The following is a 15336-nucleotide window of genomic DNA, read 5'->3' as shown; positions in this document are numbered from 1 at the left end:
TCATGGCGGGCAGCAGCCACGGTCACACCCCGGCCGCCTGGACCGGTGTCACTATCGCCTTCATCGGTTTCTGCGTCGCGGGCGCCTTCATGGTGATGGCCCAGCCCGCAGGCTTCTGGGCCGGCATGGCGATCGTGGTCATCGGCGGCATCGTCGGTTGGATCATGAGCGCGATGGGCCTGGGCCAGCCGAAGGACGCCCACAAGGACCTCCTCGCCTCGCAGCCGGCGCCGGCGAGCGCCAAGGGCTGAGAGCGGCAGCAGCCACCTCGTGGAGGGGCGGACCGGCGGAAAGTGCCGGGACCGCCCTTCACGCGCGTCCGGGGTCCCGCGGGGCACAATGCGAGACGTGAACGCCGACAGCCAGAGGGTGCTGCCCCCCACGCGCGTGCTGAGCCGCCTGGCCGTGCCCGCCGGCGTCCTCGCGGCCGTCGCCGGAGCCTTCGCCTACGTGGCCGCGGTGGACCCCAACGAGCCCGGCCACTACCCCGTCTGTCCGCTCCTGCGCTACACCGGCCTGTACTGCCCCGGCTGCGGCGGACTGCGCAGCGCGCACGCCTTCGTCCACGGGGACGTCATGGCGGCGCTGCACGCCAACGCGGTGGCGGTGGTCGGCTATCTGGGGTTCGCCGTGCTGTGGACCGTCTGGGTGGTCCGCGCCGCGCGCGGGCGGCCGATGCGCGTCGATCTCGGTCCGCCGCACCTGTGGGCGCTGGGCACGTTGCTGCTGGTCTTCACCGTTGTCCGGAACCTGCCGGTCGGTGGCTGGCTGCATCCTTGATCAATTGATGAACGTCCAGGTAGTGGGACCGCCGTCAACCGGATGCGAGGCCTACGCCGTCCTGCGGATACCATCGCAGTGACCGCCTTTTCCCATCGGTCGCTGGAACTGTCAACCGTCTGGAAGGGGGCCGCTCGCGTGAGTGTGCTCGACGAGATCATCGACGGAGTCCGTGCCGACCTCGCGGAGCGGCAGGCGCGCGTCAGCCTCGACGAGCTCAAGGAGCGCGCGGCGAAGGCTCCCGCGGCGAAGGACGGCGTGGCCGCACTGCGCGGCGACGGCGTCAAGGTCATCTGCGAGGTCAAGCGTTCCAGCCCCTCCAAGGGCGCGCTGGCCGCGATCGCCGACCCGGCGGGCCTCGCCGCCGACTACGAGGCGGGCGGCGCCGCCGTCATCTCCGTCCTCACCGAACAGCGCCGCTTCGGCGGCTCGCTGGCCGACCTGGAGGCCGTCCGCGCGCGCGTGGACATCCCGGTCCTGCGCAAGGACTTCATCGTCACGTCGTACCAGCTGTGGGAGGCCCGGGCCTACGGTGCCGACCTCGCCCTGCTGATTGTGGCGGCCCTCGAACAGCCCGCCCTGGAGTCCCTCATCGAGCGCGCGGTGTCCATCGGACTCACCCCGCTCGTCGAGGTCCACGACGAGGACGAGGTCGAGCGTGCCGTGGACGCCGGCGCGAAGATCATCGGCGTCAACGCCCGCAACCTCAAGACCCTGGAAGTCGACCGGGGCACCTTCGAGCGCGTCGCCCCCGAGATCCCCGACCACATCGTCAAGGTCGCCGAGTCCGGCGTCCGCGGGCCCCACGACCTCATCGCGTACGCCAACGCCGGCGCCGACGCGGTCCTGGTCGGCGAGTCCCTGGTGACGGGCAAGGACCCGAAGACGGCAGTGGCGGACCTGGTGGCAGCGGGCGCCCACCCCGCACTGCGCCACGGCCGCGGATGATCTTTCGGTAGGCTGACCCCGATGACTCTCACCCTGACGACCGTGGACCGGCACGCGCGCCTGGCGCGCGGTTGCCGCCCGCGCGGCTGCCGTGCCCCGGCCCGCCGCGTACACGGCCGCCGAGTGCGGTACGTCATCGGAGACGAACCCGGGCAGGTAAACGGCCGTCGATGGCAGCGCCCCTCCAGGGGCGCGGGGCTCTATTTGATTTGCGGCTACCGCCGCGCGGGCGCGACCAGCCACTGACGGCCCGCAGTCAACCAACACCTCCCCGCCCCCACGGCGAATAGTGTCTTTTCCACGCACTCACCGTGAGGTTTCCGCATGCCCAGCGAGTTCTTCATCCCCGACCCCGAGGGTCAAGTACCGAGCCCCGAAGGCTACTTCGGGGACTTCGGCGGCAAGTTCATCCCGGAGGCCCTCGTCGCCGCCGTGGACGAGGTCGCCGTCGAGTACGACAAGGCCAAGCACGACCCCGAGTTCGCCCGCGAACTCGACGACCTGCTGGTCCACTACACCGGCCGCCCCAGCTCCCTCACCGAGGTGCCGAGGTTCGCCGAACACGCCGGTGGCGCCCGGATCTTCCTGAAGCGGGAAGACCTCAACCACACCGGCTCCCACAAGATCAACAACGTGCTCGGCCAGGCGCTGCTCACCAAGCGCATGGGCAAGACGCGCGTCATCGCCGAGACCGGCGCCGGTCAGCACGGCGTGGCCACCGCCACCGCCTGCGCGCTGTTCGGTCTCGAGTGCACGATCTACATGGGCGAGATCGACACCCAGCGCCAGGCCCTCAACGTGGCCCGGATGCGCATGCTCGGCGCCGAGGTCATCGCCGTGAAGTCCGGCAGCCGCACGCTGAAGGACGCGATCAACGAGGCCTTCCGCGACTGGGTCGCCAACGTCGACCACACCCACTACCTCTTCGGTACGGTCGCCGGCCCGCACCCCTTCCCGGCGATGGTCCGCGACTTCCACCGCGTCATCGGCGTCGAGGCCCGCCGCCAGATCCTGGAGCGGGCCGGCCGGCTCCCCGACGCGGCGATCGCCTGCGTCGGCGGCGGCTCCAACGCCATCGGCCTCTTCCACGCCTTCATCCCGGACGCCGACGTACGCCTCATCGGCTGCGAGCCCGCCGGGCACGGCGTGGAGACCGGCGAGCACGCGGCGACCCTCACCGCGGGCGAGCCCGGCATCCTGCACGGCTCCCGTTCCTACGTCCTCCAGGACGAGGAGGGCCAGATCACCGAGCCGTACTCCATCTCGGCCGGTCTGGACTACCCGGGCATCGGCCCCGAGCACTCCTACCTCAAGGACTCCGGCCGCGGCGAGTACCGCGCGGTCACCGACGACGCGGCCATGCAGGCGCTGCGCCTGCTGTCCCGCACCGAGGGCATCATCCCGGCCATCGAGAGCGCCCACGCGCTGGCCGGCGCCCTGGAGGTCGGCAAGGAGCTCGGCAAGGACGGGCTGATCATCGTCAACCTGTCCGGCCGCGGCGACAAGGACATGGACACGGCCGCGCGCTACTTCGGCCTGTACGACACCGACGCCGAGGTCGCGGCCGACGCCGCCGACCTCGCCGAGATCGAGGGGGACGCCAAGTGAGCGGGAACATTCAGCTGCTGTCGGACACCCTCGCCGGTGCCAGGGCCGAGGGCCGCTCCGCGCTCATCGCCTACCTCCCGGCCGGGTTCCCGACCGTGGACGGCGGCATCGAGGCGATCAAGGCCGTCTTCGACGGCGGTGCCGACGTCGTCGAGGTCGGACTGCCGCACAGCGACCCGGTCCTCGACGGTCCCGTCATCCAGACCGCCGACGACATCGCCCTGCGCGGCGGCGTCAAGATCGCCGATGTCATGCGGACGGTGAAGGAGGCCTACGAGGCCACCGGGAAGCCGGTGCTCGTGATGACGTACTGGAACCCGATCGACCGCTACGGCATCGAGCGCTTCACCGCCGAGCTCGCCGAGGCGGGCGGCGCCGGGTGCATCCTGCCCGACCTGCCCGTGCAGGAGTCGGCGCTGTGGCGGGAGCACGCCGAGAAGCACGGCCTCGCGACCGTCTTCGTCGTGGCGCCCAGCAGCAAGGACGAGCGGCTCGCGCAGATCACCGCGGCGGGCAGCGGGTTCGTGTACGCCGCCTCGCTGATGGGTGTCACCGGCACCCGGGAGTCGGTGGGCGCGCAGGCGCAGGACCTGGTCGAGCGCACCCGAGCCGTCGGCGGCGACCTGCCCGTCTGTGTCGGGCTCGGCGTCTCCAACGCGGCGCAGGCCGCCGAGGTGGCCGGCTTCGCCGACGGCGTGATCGTCGGCTCGGCCTTCGTGAAGCGGATGCTGGACGCGCCGGACGACAAGGCCGGCGTCGAAGCCGTCCGCGCACTCGCCGGTGACCTGGCGAAGGGCGTGCGCGGACAGGCGTAACAAGTCCGGACGTTTCGTACCGGTCACTCGAACGGGTGGACCTGGGACCGGGGAGGCGCGCTGCGCCTCCCCGGTTCGTTTCCGGGGTGTGAGCGAGAAGAACCGTGAGGGAAAGCGCACCGCCCGCGAGCGGCTGGCGGTCGAGCGTGAGAAGCAGAAGGCCGCGGAGAGGCGGCGGCGGACGCTGATCGTGGCCGCGAGCGTCGTCTGTGTCCTGGGGCTCGCGGCGGTGATCGGCATCGTCGCCGCCAACTCGGGCAAGGACGAGGGCAGCGACTCCGCGGGCCCGGTCGTGGCACCGTCGGGCGCCAATGGCGACGACCAGCTCGCCATCCCGGTGGGCAAGGCCGACGCCAAGTCCACGCTCACGGTGTGGGAGGACTTCCGCTGCCCGGCCTGCAAGGCCTTCGAGGACGCCTACCGCTCGACCCTCCACGAGCTGACCGGCGCCGGCCAGCTGAAGATCGAGTACCACCTGGCCACGATCATCGACGGCAACATGGGCGGCTCCGGCTCCCGCACCGCGGCCAACGCCGCGGCCTGCGCCCAGGACGCCGGCAAGTTCACCGCGTACCACGACGTGCTGTACGAGAACCAGCCCCCGGAGACGGACGACGCCTACGCCAAGAACGACAAGCTCATCGAGCTGGCGAAGAAGGTCGACGGCCTGGACACGCCGGCGTTCCGGACGTGTGTCGAGAAGGGCACCCACAACAGCTGGGTCGCCAAGTCCGCGGCCGCCTTCCGCAACGGCGGATTCAGCGGCACCCCGACCGTCATCCTCAACGGCAAGAACATCTACCAGGACCAGACGATGACCCCGGAGAAGCTGAAGAAGCAGGTGCAGGACGCGGCCAAAGGGTAACGGGGGGTAAGAGAATTCCGACCCTCCTGTTATGGAGCCGTAGCCGGGCTGCCTGCCGTCGGCGGCGCCCGGCACGGTAGCGTCGGTCCTGCCATGGAACTTGCCTACATTCCCAGCCCGTCGCGCGGGGTGGTCCACCTCGGTCCCATCCCGCTGCGCGGCTACGCGTTCTGCATCATCATCGGCGTCTTCGTCGCGGTCTGGCTCGGCAACAAGCGCTGGATCGCCCGCGGCGGCCGCGCCGGCACGGTGGCCGACATCGCGGTCTGGGCGGTGCCCTTCGGCCTCCTCGGCGGCCGGCTCTACCACGTGATCACGGACTACGAGCTGTACTTCAGCGAGGGCCGTGACTGGGTGGACTCCTTCAAGATCTGGGAGGGCGGCCTCGGCATCTGGGGCGCGATCGCGCTCGGCGCGGTGGGCGCCTGGATCGGCTGCCGCCGCCGGGGCATCCCGCTGCCGGCCTACGCCGACGCCATCGCCCCCGGCATCGCCCTCGCGCAGGCCATCGGACGCTGGGGCAACTGGTTCAACCAGGAGCTGTACGGCCGGGAGACCGACCTCCCCTGGGCCCTGAAGATCACGTCCTCGACGGACGGCCGGGTCCCGGGCCTGTACCACCCGACGTTCCTGTACGAGTCCCTGTGGTGCATCGGCGTCGCGCTGCTCGTCATCTGGGCCGACCGCCGCTTCACGCTCGGGCACGGGCGGGCGTTCGCGCTCTACGTCGCCGCGTACTGCGTGGGCCGGTTCTGGATCGAGTACCTCCGCGTCGACGACGCCCACCACATCCTGGGCCTGCGCCTGAACAACTGGACCGCGCTGATCGTGTTCCTGCTGGCGGTCGTCTACATGGTCGTCTCGGCGAAGAAGCGCCCGGGCCGCGAAGAGGTCGTCGAGCCCGGTGCCCCCGACGACGAGACGGAAGACGCCGAGAAGGCCGACGGCGTGGAGAAGGCCGAGACCGAGTCTGAGTCCGAGGAGACGACGGACGAGGCCGATTCCACCGCGGTGAAGGACGAGGCCGAGTCGGCGAAGAAGGGCTGACGGCCGGTCGTACGACGACGAAGGGCGCCCGGTGATCACCGGGCGCCCTTCGTCGTGCGGAGGTTCAGCGGCGGCGGGCCAGCGACAGGGTGCGTTGCGCCGCCGTCACCACCGCCGCGTCGATGAAGCTGCCGTCCGGCAGGGCCTGGGCGCCCTGTTCCGTGGTCGCCGCCTTCACGATCGTCTCCGCCTTCTCGATCTCCGCCGAGGTCGGGAGATAGGCGCGTTCGATGATCGGGAGCTGGCGGGGGTGGATGGCCGCCCGGCCCAGGAAGCCCAGGGTGCGGCCGTGGGCGCAGGAGGCGGCCAGGCCCTCCAGGTCGCGGATGTCGGGGTGGACCGACTGGGGCGGGGACGGGAGGTTCGCGGCGCGCGCCGCCACGATCACGCGGGAGCGGGACCAGTCGAGGCCCGCGTCCTCCCGTACGCCCAGGTCCGCCCGTAGGTCCGCCTCGCCGAGGGCGATGCCGCGCAGGGAGGGGTGGGCCGTGGCGATCGCGTGGGCGTGTTCGATGCCGAGGGCGGACTCCAGGAGGGCGAAGAGGGCGGGTGCGCCGCCGTCGGCGGGGGCGTCGCGTTCGGCGATGGCGGTGATCTGCTGCGGTCGCGTCACCTTGGGCAGACGGAGGCCGGACAGGCCCGGGAGGGCGGCCACCGCCTCCAGGTCCGCCGCCGCGAGCGGGCCGTCCAGGTCGTTGACGCGGACGTGGACCGGGACGGGATGCCGTTCGGTGAGGAGTTCGGCGGTGGCGTCGCGGGCGTAGGCCTTGCGGTCCGGGGCGACCGCGTCCTCCAGGTCGACCACGACGACATCGGCGCCGACCGCGAGCGCCTTCGCGACGACGTGCGGGCGGTCGCCGGGGGCGTACAGCCACGTCAGCGGTGTGGTCATACGGCGCCCTCCGCGCGCAGCGCCGCCAACTCGGCCTCCGTCAGGCCCAGTTCGGTCAGGACGGTGTCCGTGTCGGCGCCGTGCGGGCGGCCCGCCCAGTGGATCGCGCCCGGGGTGGCGGAGAGGCGGAAGAGGACGTTCTGCATGCGGAGGGAGCCGAGTTCGGGGTCCGGGAGGGTGGTGATGGTGTCCAGGGCCGCGTACTGGGGGTCGGTCATCACGTCCCGGACGTCCTGGATGGGCGCCACCGCCGCCTCCGCCTTCTCGAAGGCCGCCAGCACCTCCGTACGGGTGCGGGCGGCGATCCAGGTGCCGACCGCCTCGTCCAGGACGTCGGCGTGGCGGGCTCGGTCGGCGCCCGTCGCGAACCACGGCTCGGCGATCAGATCCTCGCGGCCCACCAGGCGCATCACGCGCTCCGCGATCGACTGGGCGGAGGTGGAGACGGCGACCCAACCGCCGTCCGCGGTGCGGTAGGTGTTGCGCGGGGCGTTGTTGGCGGAGCGGTTGCCGGTGCGCTCCTGGACGTAGCCGAGTTGGTCGTACCAGGTGGGCTGGGGGCCGAGGACGGTGAGGATCGGCTCGATGATCGCCATGTCGACGACCTGGCCCGTGCCGGTGCGGTCGCGGGCCGCGAGGGCCGTCATGACGGCGTACGCGGTGGCCAGGCCCGCGATGGAGTCGGCGAGGCCGAAGGGCGGCAGCGTCGGGGGTGCGTCCGGTTCGCCGGTGATCGCGGCGAAGCCGCTCATCGCCTCCGCGAGGGTGCCGAAGCCGGGGCGGTGGGCATACGGGCCGAACTGGCCGAAGGCGGTGACCCGGGTGAGGATCAACCGGGGGTTGACCGCGGACAGCTCGTCCCAGCTCAGGTCCCATTTCTCCAGGGTGCCGGGGCGGAAGTTCTCGATGATCACGTCCGCGGTCGCGGCCAGGCGCAGCAGGGTGGCCCGGCCGCCCGGCTTGGAGAGGTCGAGGGTGATCGTGCGCTTGTTGCGGCCGAGCACCTTCCACCACAGGCCGATGCCGTCCTTGGCCGGCCCGTGGCCGCGGGACGGGTCGGGCTTGGTGGGGTGCTCGACCTTGACGACCTCCGCGCCGAAGTCGCCGAGCAGGGTGGCGGCGAGGGGGCCGGCGAAGAGGGTGGCCAGGTCGAGGACGCGGAGGCCGCAGAGCGGGGCGGTGGGGGCTGGGGTGAGGGGTCGGGTGCCGGTCATGCGTTGTGCTGCTTGTCGATCTCGGAGCGGTACGGCATCGACGCCGACGCGCCCGGCCGCTGCACCGACAGCGCCGCCGCCGCTGCCGCCCAGTGCAGGGCCTCGCGGATCGGGCGCTCCTCGCTGAGCGCGACCGCGAGGGTGCCGGCGAAGGTGTCGCCCGCGCCGGTCGAGTCCACGGCGGTGACCGGCGGGGCGGGCACGACGAGGGGATCGGCGCCGTCGCGGGCCGCGTAGAGGCTGCCCGCCGCGCCGAGCGTGACGACGACCGCCGGTACCTGGTCGAGGAGGGCCCGGGCCGCGGCGATCGGGTCGGAGAGGCCGGTGAGGGTGGTCGCCTCGTACTCGTTGGGCAGCAACAGGTCGGTGACGGCGAGGAGTTCGGGCGGGAGGGGCTGTGCCGGGGCGGGCGTGAGGATCGTCCGGACGCCGTGCGCGCGGGCCGCCTCCGCGCCGGCCACGACCGCCTTCAGCGGGATCTCCAGCTGGAGCAGCAGCGCGTCGGCGGAGGCGATCAGGCTCTCGTCGCCGGGAGCGAGATGGTCGACGGTGCCGTTCGCGGCGGGGATCACGACGATCGCGTTGCCGCCCTCGTCGTCGACGACGATGTGTGCGGTGCCGGACGGGCCCTCGACGGTGCGGAGATGGTCGGTGTCGACGCCGGAGTGTTCGAGGGTGGAGCGGAGTTGGGCGCCGTAGGGGTCGTTGCCGACCGCGCCGATCATCGAGACGGTGGCGCCGGCGCGGGCGGCGGCGATCGCCTGGTTGGCGCCCTTGCCGCCGGGGATCGTACGGAAGGTGCGGCCGGTGACCGTCTCTCCGCGCTGCGGGGCCTTCTCGACGTAGGCGACGAGGTCCATGTTCGTGCTGCCTAGTACGGCGATGTGGGTCATGGGTGGGGTGCCTCCACGGGGGAGTGGGCGAGGGTGTGGGTGAGGTGGGCCAGGGTGTCGAAGCCGGTGCCGTCGAAGTCGGCGACCGAGGTGGAGAGCCGGTTCTTCAGGGGGGTCGTCCAGCGGTCGGGGAGGGCGGTGGGGGTGCCGGTGAGGAGGCCGGCGATGCTGCCGGCCGTCGCGCCGTTGGAGTCGGTGTCCCAGCCGCCGCTCACCGTCTTGCAGATGGACGCGGTGAAGTCGCCGTTCGCGTGGGTGAGGGCGGCGGCGATCAGGGCGGTGTTGGGGATCGCGTGGACCCAGTGGTGGGTGGGGGAGTAGGTGGCGTGGAGTTCGTCCACGACCGTGTCGAAGTCGGGGGTGGAGCGGGCGAGTTGAATCGCGTGGTGGATTGCTTTTGCCAGGCGGGAGTGCGGGGGGACGACGGTCAGGCCGGTGCGGAGGCAGGCGTGGATGTCGTGGGTGCCGGTCGCCGCGGTGGCGATCGTCGCGGCCGTGAACATCGCCGCGTAGACGCCGTTGGCGGTGTGGGTGAGGGTGGCGTCCCGGTGGGCCTGTTCCGCCGCGGTGGCCGGGTCGCCGGGGTTGGTCCAGCCGTGGACGTCGGCGCGGATCAGGGCGCCGATCCATTCGCGGAAGGGGTTGCGGTGGCGGGCGGTGTGCGGGGGTTCCAGGCCGAGGAGGAGGTTGCGGTAGGCGATGCGTTCCGCTGTGAACGTGCGGCCTGCGGGGAGTTCGTCCAGCCAGAGGGTGGCCACGTCCGGGGTGGTGAAGTTCCTGCCGTGGCGTTGGAGCAGGAGGAGGTTGAGGAGGGGGTAGTTGAGGTCGTCGTCCTCGGGCATGCCGTCGATGTTCTCGGCGAGGGAGGTGGGGGCTGAGCGGCGGTTCCAGGGGTGTGATCGGAGGAGGGGTTCTGGGACTCCTCGGGCTGTGAAGTAGGTGGTCAGGGGCCAGTTGCCGGTGGACTTGGCCAGTTGGCGAATGGCGTGGAGGGGGAGTTTCTCTACCGGTTTGCCCAGGAGGCAGCCGATTGCTCGGCCTAGCCAGGCTGCTTCGTAGGCTGCGGGGGGTGGGGGTTGCCGTAGGGGGGTTTCGCTCGCCCGCGCTTGCGGGGTGCCGCTGCGCCCACCCGTGCCGCCCAAGCGGCACGACTGCCCGCAGCTGGGTGGCCGGAGGCTGACCGGCCAGGCCGGGCACACCGCCTTGATCCTCGCCAGGTCCGTCGGCTCCTGTTCCGCCAACTTGCTTGGCAGGTCCGCCAGTTCGTCCAGCAAGTCCTTTGCCAGCAGGCGGAGGTAGCGGGACGGGGGGTGGGGGGAGGCGCCTGCTCTCAGGGGGGCCTCCATGCCGCCTGCCGCCTTCCATCTTGCGGCGATCACAGCGGGTTCTCTGCCGTCCAGTGCCGCCTGGTGGAGTTCGTGGCCCACGAGGTCTTCCGGTTGGACCCAGGTCAGTCGGAGCATCTCAGGCCTCCGATCTCCGTGAACGCGGCCTCGTGGGCTCGGCGGCGGTGGATGTCGTGGTCGTGGATCTCGCGGGTCACCTCGGTGAGCGTCCTCGCCGGTTCCCACAGGTCCAGGCGGCTGGCCTCCGCGACCGTCTTGGACCAGGCCTCCGGGACCGGCGAGCCCAGGGCGCCCGCGATCGCGCCGGCCATCGTCGCGATGGAGTCGCAGTCGCGGCCGTAGTTCACGGCGCCCAGGACCGCGTCGCGGTAGTCGCCGTTCGCCACGAGCAACATGCCCAGGGCGATGGGGAGTTCCTCGATCGCGTGGAGGCGGGAGGGGCGGCGGGCGCCGAGGGAGGGGGCCCGGTACTCGGGGCCGACCGTGTCGTAGGGGGCGACCGCTTCGCGGAGGGGGGTCAGGGCCGACTCGAAGGTGGTGTGGTGCGTTGCCGCTTCGCAGACCTTCTCGATTGCTGTTCTCGTGCCGTCCTTTGCCAGGGACAGGCAGTGGGAGACCACTGTTTCCGGCGTCGCGTTCGGTGTGCAGGCCGCCGCCACGGCCGCCGCGAAGACTCCCGCCGCCTCGCGGCCGTACGACGACTGGTGGGCGCCCGCGATGTCCAGGGCCTCGGCGTAGGCGCCCCTCGGGTTCGCCGCGTTGACCAGGCCCACCGGGGCCATGTACATCGCCGCACCGCAGTTGACGATGTTGCCGACGCCGGCCTCACGAGGGTCGGCGTGGGCATAGTGGAGGCGCGTGACCAGCCATTTCTCCGCCAGGAAGAGACGGTGGAGGGGGAGTGCCTCCTGTTCGAGTTCGGGGATCCAGCGGGGGTTCGTCATCAGGTCGGGGACCAGGTGGTCGGCGACGGCGTAGGCGTCCAGGTGGTCGCGGACCTCGGCGTAGACCCTGACCAGGGCGTGCGTCATCAAGGTGTCGTCGGTGACGTGGCCGTCGCCCTTGTGGTACGGGGCGATCGGGCGGGCCGTGCGCCAGGCGTCGCCGTTCCAGGGGCCGACGATGCCGTGGACGCGGCCGGCGTGGCGTTCCAGGATCTGGTCGGGGGAGTAGCCCTCCACCGGGCCGCCGAGTGCGTCGCCGACGGCGGCGCCCACGAGGGCGCCGGTGATGCGGTCCTCCAGGCTGGGGGTGGCCGAGGTGGGGGTGTGTTGTGGGGGTTTGGGTGAGATCGGTGGCATGAACCGAATCATCCTCCTGGCAGGGGCGGTTGCGTCGCTTCCAGGAGTTCGGCGAGTTCCACCAGGTCGGTGCCGGTGAGGCGGGGGAGGGCGCAGCCGGAGAGGGTGCGGCAGGTGTCCCGCCAGGAGGCTGGGAGCGCGGCGCCGCCGGTCAGGGCTCCGGTGAGGGCGCCGGTCAGGGCGGGGGCCGAGTCCGCGACGCGGGACAGGCAGGCGGCGGCGGGTACGGCGGCCGAGATGTCGCCGTGCGCCGCGGTCGCCAACGCGAGGGCCACCGGGACCGTTTCGGCGGCCGCGATGCCGTAGCTGTAGACGTGGTCGACGATCTGGTGTTCCAGGAGGGGGATCAGGGCGAACGCGGTGGGGGTGGTGCGGGCGAGGGCCAGGGCGTGACGGGCGTTGCGGCCGATCTCCGTGGACTCCGGGAGTTCGGTGAGGGCGGCGTCGGCGCAGGTGTGTACGTCGGCTCCGGTGAGGGCGAGGGAGAGGGCCGCGGCCATGGCCCGGGCGCCGTGGACTCCGTCGCCGTCCTGGGTGTAGCGGGCGTCGAACTCGGCCAGGTCCGCGGCGAGTTGGGGGTTGCCCGGGTGGGTGATGGCCAGGACGCAGGCTCTGACGCAGGCCGCGTCGTCGAAGTAGTGGGGGTTGTCGTGGCCGGTGGCGGGCGGGCGTAGGCCGGTGGCGAGGTTGCCGAGGCCGGCGCGGACCGAGATGCGGGCGCGCAGGGGGAGTACGGCGGACTCGATCTCGGGGGCGCGGTGCGCCGCGGCGGCCACTTCGGCGGCGAGGGCGGTCCAGGTGAGGTCGATCGCGGCTCGGATACGGCGGTCTCGGCTGAGGTCGGGGAGGGCGGTGTCGTCGCCTGCGCGGAGGAGGGCTTCTGCGGTGAAGGCTGCCCATTCCGCGTCGTCGGAGGGGCCGAGGCGGAGGGGTTCGGGGGGTTGGTTGAGGGCGATGGGGACGGGGAGGGTGGTGGTGGCGTTCTGCTCGGCGAAGGTGTCCAGTTCGCGGGTGAGGCGGCGGGTCCAGTCGGGCATGCGGGCGGCTCTGTGGCGGGCGGCCGGCCAGCCGGCGGCGTCGCCTGCGGCGAGGCCCAGGAGGAGGCCTTCGATGCGATGAGGGTTTGGGGTGGGGGTGTCGGCGGTTGCTTCTTTCGCCCCCGCCGCCCCTACCCGTCCCCTCACCAGGGGCGCTGCCCCTTCGACCCCGCCAGGGGGCTCCGCCCCCTGGACCTCCGTCGGCCCCGAAAGGGCCTCGTCCTCAAACGCCGGACGGGCTGGGATGTGCGGACCGGCGTTGAGAGGTGCCGGTTCGTCCGAGATGGTCATCGCGTCGCCTCCATCTCGCCGCCCTCCGCCGCCAGTACGTACTCCCCGCCCGGCGTCAGCAGGTCCGCCACGTCCAGTACGTGATGGCCCGCCATCGACGGCAGACAGCTGCCCCTGGCCGGGCCGATCGCCGCCGCCCACTCCGTCGGGATCGCGGACGCCCCCCTCGTCGCGCCTGCCAGTGCGCCCGCCACCGCTGCCGTCGTGTCCGCGTCGCGGCCCATGTTGACGGCTGTCAGGACCGCCTCCACGAAGTCGCCGTCCGCCGCCGCGTACGCGCCGAATGCGAGGGCCACCGCCTCCGGGGCCAGGTCGGTCCAGGGGTAGCCGCCGATGACCACCGCGGAGCGGACCGCTCGTTCGCCTCGGTGGGCCACCGCCACCGCGCGGCGCAGGGAGCGGGCCGTCCAGGAGTCGTCCGGGATCACCGCCAGGGCCGAGGCGACCACCGCGACCGTGGGGGCGCCTGCCATCGCCGCCGCCACTCCTGCCGCTACCGCCTGGCCGCCGTAGATGCCCTCGCCGTCGTGGCTCACGGAGCCGTCGATCGCCGCCAGGCGCGCCGCCTCCGCCGGGCGGCCGGACGCGTAGACGCCGAAGGGGGCCGCGCGCATCGCCAGGCCGTCGCTCCAGGCGTGGCGGTGCTGGGCGGAGATGGGGGCCGCCAGGCCCCGGCGCAGGTTCTCCAGCGTGCCTCGTTCGCTGAAGCCCGCTCCCCGGAACGGACCTTCCTCGCGGTCCGCGATCCACTCGTGCCAGGCCGCCTCCACATGGGCCGGGGTGAGTGCCGAGCCGTGGCGGGCCAGGAGGAGGCCCGAGAAGATCGCGTACTCGGTGTCGTCCGTGCCGGCGGGCTTCTCCGCCACGTAGCCCGTGATGCGGCCCCAGCGGGCTCGGATCTCCGACGGTTTCAGGTTCTCCGCGGGGGCGCCCAGGGCGTCTCCCACCGCCAGGCCCAGGAGGGCGCCGCGGCCCCGCTCGCGGAGTTCGGCGGCGTTCCCGGGTGCCGGGGCCGAGGGGATGCAGGCGATCGATGCCATACGGCGGGCCTCTCCTCCGGGGGCTCCGCACAGGGCGCGGGGCCTTTGCGGATGTGTCCCACGGGGCGGTCACGACAAGAGCATCACTTGCCGCAGCATCACCCGGTCGACATTTGAGCAGGCCCGCGATCGTATGCGCATTCGGAGGTAAAGGTGCAGGTTAGCCCAGCCTTTCCTTCGTGGCGGGGCGGAATTTCTCGTCGTACAGTCTGGTTGTCGGTAATTAGAATCTGTCTAAAGTTAGCTTTGGCTTAGCTTCCTTGGGGGACCCCTGATGGCCATCATCGAGACCGAGGCGTCGCTGCACGAGGCGCACCGTGACAACCACACCCACCGCGATGTGAACGGGGGATGGCTGCGGCCCGCCGTCTTCGGGGCCATGGACGGGCTGGTCTCCAATCTCGCGCTGATGACCGGCGTCGCCGGGGGTGCCGTGGGGCAGCAGGCCATCGTGCTCACCGGGCTCGCGGGGCTTGCCGCCGGGGCCTTCTCCATGGCCGCCGGTGAGTACACCTCCGTCGCCTCCCAGCGCGAGCTCGTCGAGGCCGAGCTGGACGTCGAGCGGCGGGAGCTGCGCAAGCATCCGCAGGACGAGGAGGCCGAGCTCGCCGCCTTGTACGAGGCTCGGGGGGTCGAGCCGGCGCTCGCGCGGGAGGTCGCCAGGCAACTGTCCCGTGATCCTGAGCAGGCCCTGGAGATTCACGCCCGGGAGGAGCTGGGGATCGATCCCGGGGATCTGCCCTCGCCGCTCGTCGCCGCCGTCTCGTCCTTCGGGGCCTTCGCGCTCGGTGCGCTGCTTCCCGTACTGCCTTATCTGCTGGGGGCCAGTGCCCTGTGGCCTGCGGTTCTCGTCGCCCTCGTCGGCCTGTTCGGATGCGGTGCCGTCGTGGCCAAGGTGACGGCGCGGACCTGGTGGTTCAGCGGTCTGCGGCAGCTCGCTCTCGGTGGTGCGGCGGCCGGTGTGACGTACGCCCTGGGCAGCTTCTTCGGAACGGCCGTAGGATAGGTCGACCGCTACTTATGCGTTGGGCCGCATAAGTAGCCGTTACTCACTGGTTTCGAATGCTTAACCACTGGGCATGAGCCGTAAGCGCTGTGGGCAATGACGCCTGCCGCGCACCCGCGAGGTGAGCGACGCCGCCTGCCTTGCCCCTGGAGCGACGGACATCGATCTGTCCCGTTCGGTCCCCACACACTTCAAGCCACGTGCGCGATACCCCTGTCGCCACCGCGTGGCGTCCGCATGCTGGAACGCGGTA

Annotated in this window: 16 protein-coding genes; 9 read left to right on the top strand and 7 right to left on the bottom strand. The window is 72.0% G+C overall.

Annotated features, from left to right (window positions below):
- Positions 1 to 2: 2 nt before the first annotated feature.
- From CRP56_RS11195 to lgt, 8 genes are all read left to right on the top strand, one after another.
- On the top strand, positions 3 to 251 hold the full coding sequence (locus CRP56_RS11195; protein ID WP_097262815.1) for an HGxxPAAW family protein: 249 nt from the start codon (positions 3 to 5) through the stop codon (positions 249 to 251).
- A gap of 88 nt (positions 252 to 339) precedes the next feature.
- Entirely contained in the window at positions 340 to 780 is a 441-nt protein-coding gene (locus CRP56_RS11190) for a DUF2752 domain-containing protein (protein WP_097262813.1), read from the top strand.
- A gap of 138 nt (positions 781 to 918) precedes the next feature.
- Positions 919 to 1728 carry an indole-3-glycerol phosphate synthase TrpC gene (gene trpC, locus CRP56_RS11185; protein ID WP_097262811.1) on the top strand — a complete coding sequence of 270 codons (810 nt, stop codon included), beginning with the start codon at positions 919 to 921 and terminating at the stop codon, positions 1726 to 1728.
- A gap of 21 nt (positions 1729 to 1749) precedes the next feature.
- Entirely contained in the window at positions 1750 to 1974 is a 225-nt protein-coding gene (trpM, locus tag CRP56_RS49270; protein ID WP_097262809.1) for a tryptophan biosynthesis modulator TrpM, read from the top strand.
- A 78-nt stretch (positions 1975 to 2052) separates the two neighbouring features.
- Positions 2053 to 3336, top strand: a complete 1284-nt coding sequence (gene trpB, locus CRP56_RS11175; RefSeq protein ID WP_097262807.1) for a tryptophan synthase subunit beta — start codon at positions 2053 to 2055, stop codon at positions 3334 to 3336.
- Positions 3333 to 4151, top strand: coding sequence for a tryptophan synthase subunit alpha (gene trpA, locus CRP56_RS11170; RefSeq protein WP_097262805.1), 819 nt, complete (start codon positions 3333 to 3335; stop codon positions 4149 to 4151). The genes trpB and trpA overlap by 4 nt, the downstream gene beginning before the upstream one ends.
- Positions 4152 to 4239: 88 nt before the next feature.
- Entirely contained in the window at positions 4240 to 5016 is a 777-nt protein-coding gene (locus CRP56_RS11165; RefSeq protein ID WP_097262802.1) for a DsbA family protein, read from the top strand.
- 93 nt (positions 5017 to 5109) lie between these two features.
- A complete protein-coding gene (gene lgt, locus CRP56_RS11160) occupies positions 5110 to 6063 on the top strand; it encodes a prolipoprotein diacylglyceryl transferase (protein WP_097262800.1) in 954 nt (317 codons plus the stop codon).
- A gap of 64 nt (positions 6064 to 6127) precedes the next feature.
- Here the strand turns inward: lgt and CRP56_RS11155 are convergent, their stop codons facing one another.
- Genes CRP56_RS11155 through CRP56_RS11125 form a run of 7 tightly spaced genes read right to left on the bottom strand, consistent with a single transcriptional unit; the run spans position 6128 to position 14077 of the window.
- On the bottom strand, positions 6128 to 6955 hold the full coding sequence (locus CRP56_RS11155; protein WP_097262798.1) for an HpcH/HpaI aldolase/citrate lyase family protein: 828 nt from the start codon (positions 6953 to 6955) through the stop codon (positions 6128 to 6130).
- Positions 6952 to 8169, bottom strand: a complete 1218-nt coding sequence (locus CRP56_RS11150) for a CaiB/BaiF CoA transferase family protein (RefSeq protein ID WP_097262796.1) — start codon at positions 8167 to 8169, stop codon at positions 6952 to 6954. The genes CRP56_RS11155 and CRP56_RS11150 overlap by 4 nt, the downstream gene beginning before the upstream one ends.
- The gene (rbsK, locus tag CRP56_RS11145) at positions 8166 to 9062 is read right to left on the bottom strand and encodes a ribokinase (protein ID WP_097262794.1); all 897 of its coding nucleotides are present in this window, start codon (positions 9060 to 9062) and stop codon (positions 8166 to 8168) included. The genes CRP56_RS11150 and rbsK overlap by 4 nt, the downstream gene beginning before the upstream one ends.
- Positions 9059 to 10525, bottom strand: a complete 1467-nt coding sequence (locus tag CRP56_RS11140; protein ID WP_097262792.1) for an ADP-ribosylglycohydrolase family protein — start codon at positions 10523 to 10525, stop codon at positions 9059 to 9061. The genes rbsK and CRP56_RS11140 overlap by 4 nt, the downstream gene beginning before the upstream one ends.
- Positions 10513 to 11709 carry an ADP-ribosylglycohydrolase family protein gene (locus CRP56_RS11135; protein ID WP_097262790.1) on the bottom strand — a complete coding sequence of 399 codons (1197 nt, stop codon included), beginning with the start codon at positions 11707 to 11709 and terminating at the stop codon, positions 10513 to 10515. Before CRP56_RS11135 ends, CRP56_RS11140 begins: the two co-directional genes overlap by 13 nt.
- 8 nt (positions 11710 to 11717) lie before the next feature.
- Positions 11718 to 13037: an ADP-ribosylglycohydrolase family protein gene (locus CRP56_RS11130; RefSeq protein ID WP_257040576.1), complete on the bottom strand. Its 1320-nt coding sequence runs from the start codon at positions 13035 to 13037 to the stop codon at positions 11718 to 11720.
- Positions 13034 to 14077, bottom strand: a complete 1044-nt coding sequence (locus tag CRP56_RS11125; protein ID WP_097262788.1) for an ADP-ribosylglycohydrolase family protein — start codon at positions 14075 to 14077, stop codon at positions 13034 to 13036. The genes CRP56_RS11130 and CRP56_RS11125 overlap by 4 nt, the downstream gene beginning before the upstream one ends.
- A 274-nt stretch (positions 14078 to 14351) precedes the next feature.
- Between CRP56_RS11125 and CRP56_RS11120 the strand changes: the two genes are divergently transcribed.
- The gene (locus CRP56_RS11120; RefSeq protein ID WP_097262785.1) at positions 14352 to 15083 is read left to right on the top strand and encodes a VIT1/CCC1 transporter family protein; all 732 of its coding nucleotides are present in this window, start codon (positions 14352 to 14354) and stop codon (positions 15081 to 15083) included.
- Positions 15084 to 15336: the final 253 nt, after the last annotated feature.

Origin of the sequence: Streptomyces sp. TLI_55 (assembly GCF_900206255.1) — a bacterium.
In the GTDB taxonomy this organism is placed as follows: Bacteria; Actinomycetota; Actinomycetes; order Streptomycetales; family Streptomycetaceae; genus Streptomyces; species Streptomyces aquilus.
The sequence above is the reverse complement of the archived record's forward strand: the minus strand, read 5'-3'. Positions and strand labels throughout refer to the sequence as shown.

What these genes read in the sequence shown, in the direction of transcription:
- CRP56_RS11195 (WP_097262815.1), top strand. Translation starts at nt 3, where the DNA reads ATGGCGGGCAGCAGCCACGGTCACACCCCGGCCGCCTGGACCGGTGTC.
- CRP56_RS11190 (WP_097262813.1), top strand. Translation starts at nt 340, where the DNA reads ATGCGAGACGTGAACGCCGACAGCCAGAGGGTGCTGCCCCCCACGCGC.
- trpM (WP_097262809.1), top strand. Translation starts at nt 1,750, where the DNA reads ATGACTCTCACCCTGACGACCGTGGACCGGCACGCGCGCCTGGCGCGC.
- trpB (WP_097262807.1), top strand. Translation starts at nt 2,053, where the DNA reads ATGCCCAGCGAGTTCTTCATCCCCGACCCCGAGGGTCAAGTACCGAGC.
- lgt (WP_097262800.1), top strand. Translation starts at nt 5,110, where the DNA reads ATGGAACTTGCCTACATTCCCAGCCCGTCGCGCGGGGTGGTCCACCTC.
- CRP56_RS11155 (WP_097262798.1), bottom strand. Translation starts at nt 6,955, where the DNA reads ATGACCACACCGCTGACGTGGCTGTACGCCCCCGGCGACCGCCCGCAC.
- CRP56_RS11150 (WP_097262796.1), bottom strand. Translation starts at nt 8,169, where the DNA reads ATGACCGGCACCCGACCCCTCACCCCAGCCCCCACCGCCCCGCTCTGC.
- rbsK (WP_097262794.1), bottom strand. Translation starts at nt 9,062, where the DNA reads ATGACCCACATCGCCGTACTAGGCAGCACGAACATGGACCTCGTCGCC.
- CRP56_RS11140 (WP_097262792.1), bottom strand. Translation starts at nt 10,525, where the DNA reads ATGCTCCGACTGACCTGGGTCCAACCGGAAGACCTCGTGGGCCACGAA.
- CRP56_RS11135 (WP_097262790.1), bottom strand. Translation starts at nt 11,709, where the DNA reads ATGCCACCGATCTCACCCAAACCCCCACAACACACCCCCACCTCGGCC.
- CRP56_RS11130 (WP_257040576.1), bottom strand. Translation starts at nt 13,037, where the DNA reads ATGACCATCTCGGACGAACCGGCACCTCTCAACGCCGGTCCGCACATC.
- CRP56_RS11125 (WP_097262788.1), bottom strand. Translation starts at nt 14,077, where the DNA reads ATGGCATCGATCGCCTGCATCCCCTCGGCCCCGGCACCCGGGAACGCC.
- CRP56_RS11120 (WP_097262785.1), top strand. Translation starts at nt 14,352, where the DNA reads ATGGCCATCATCGAGACCGAGGCGTCGCTGCACGAGGCGCACCGTGAC.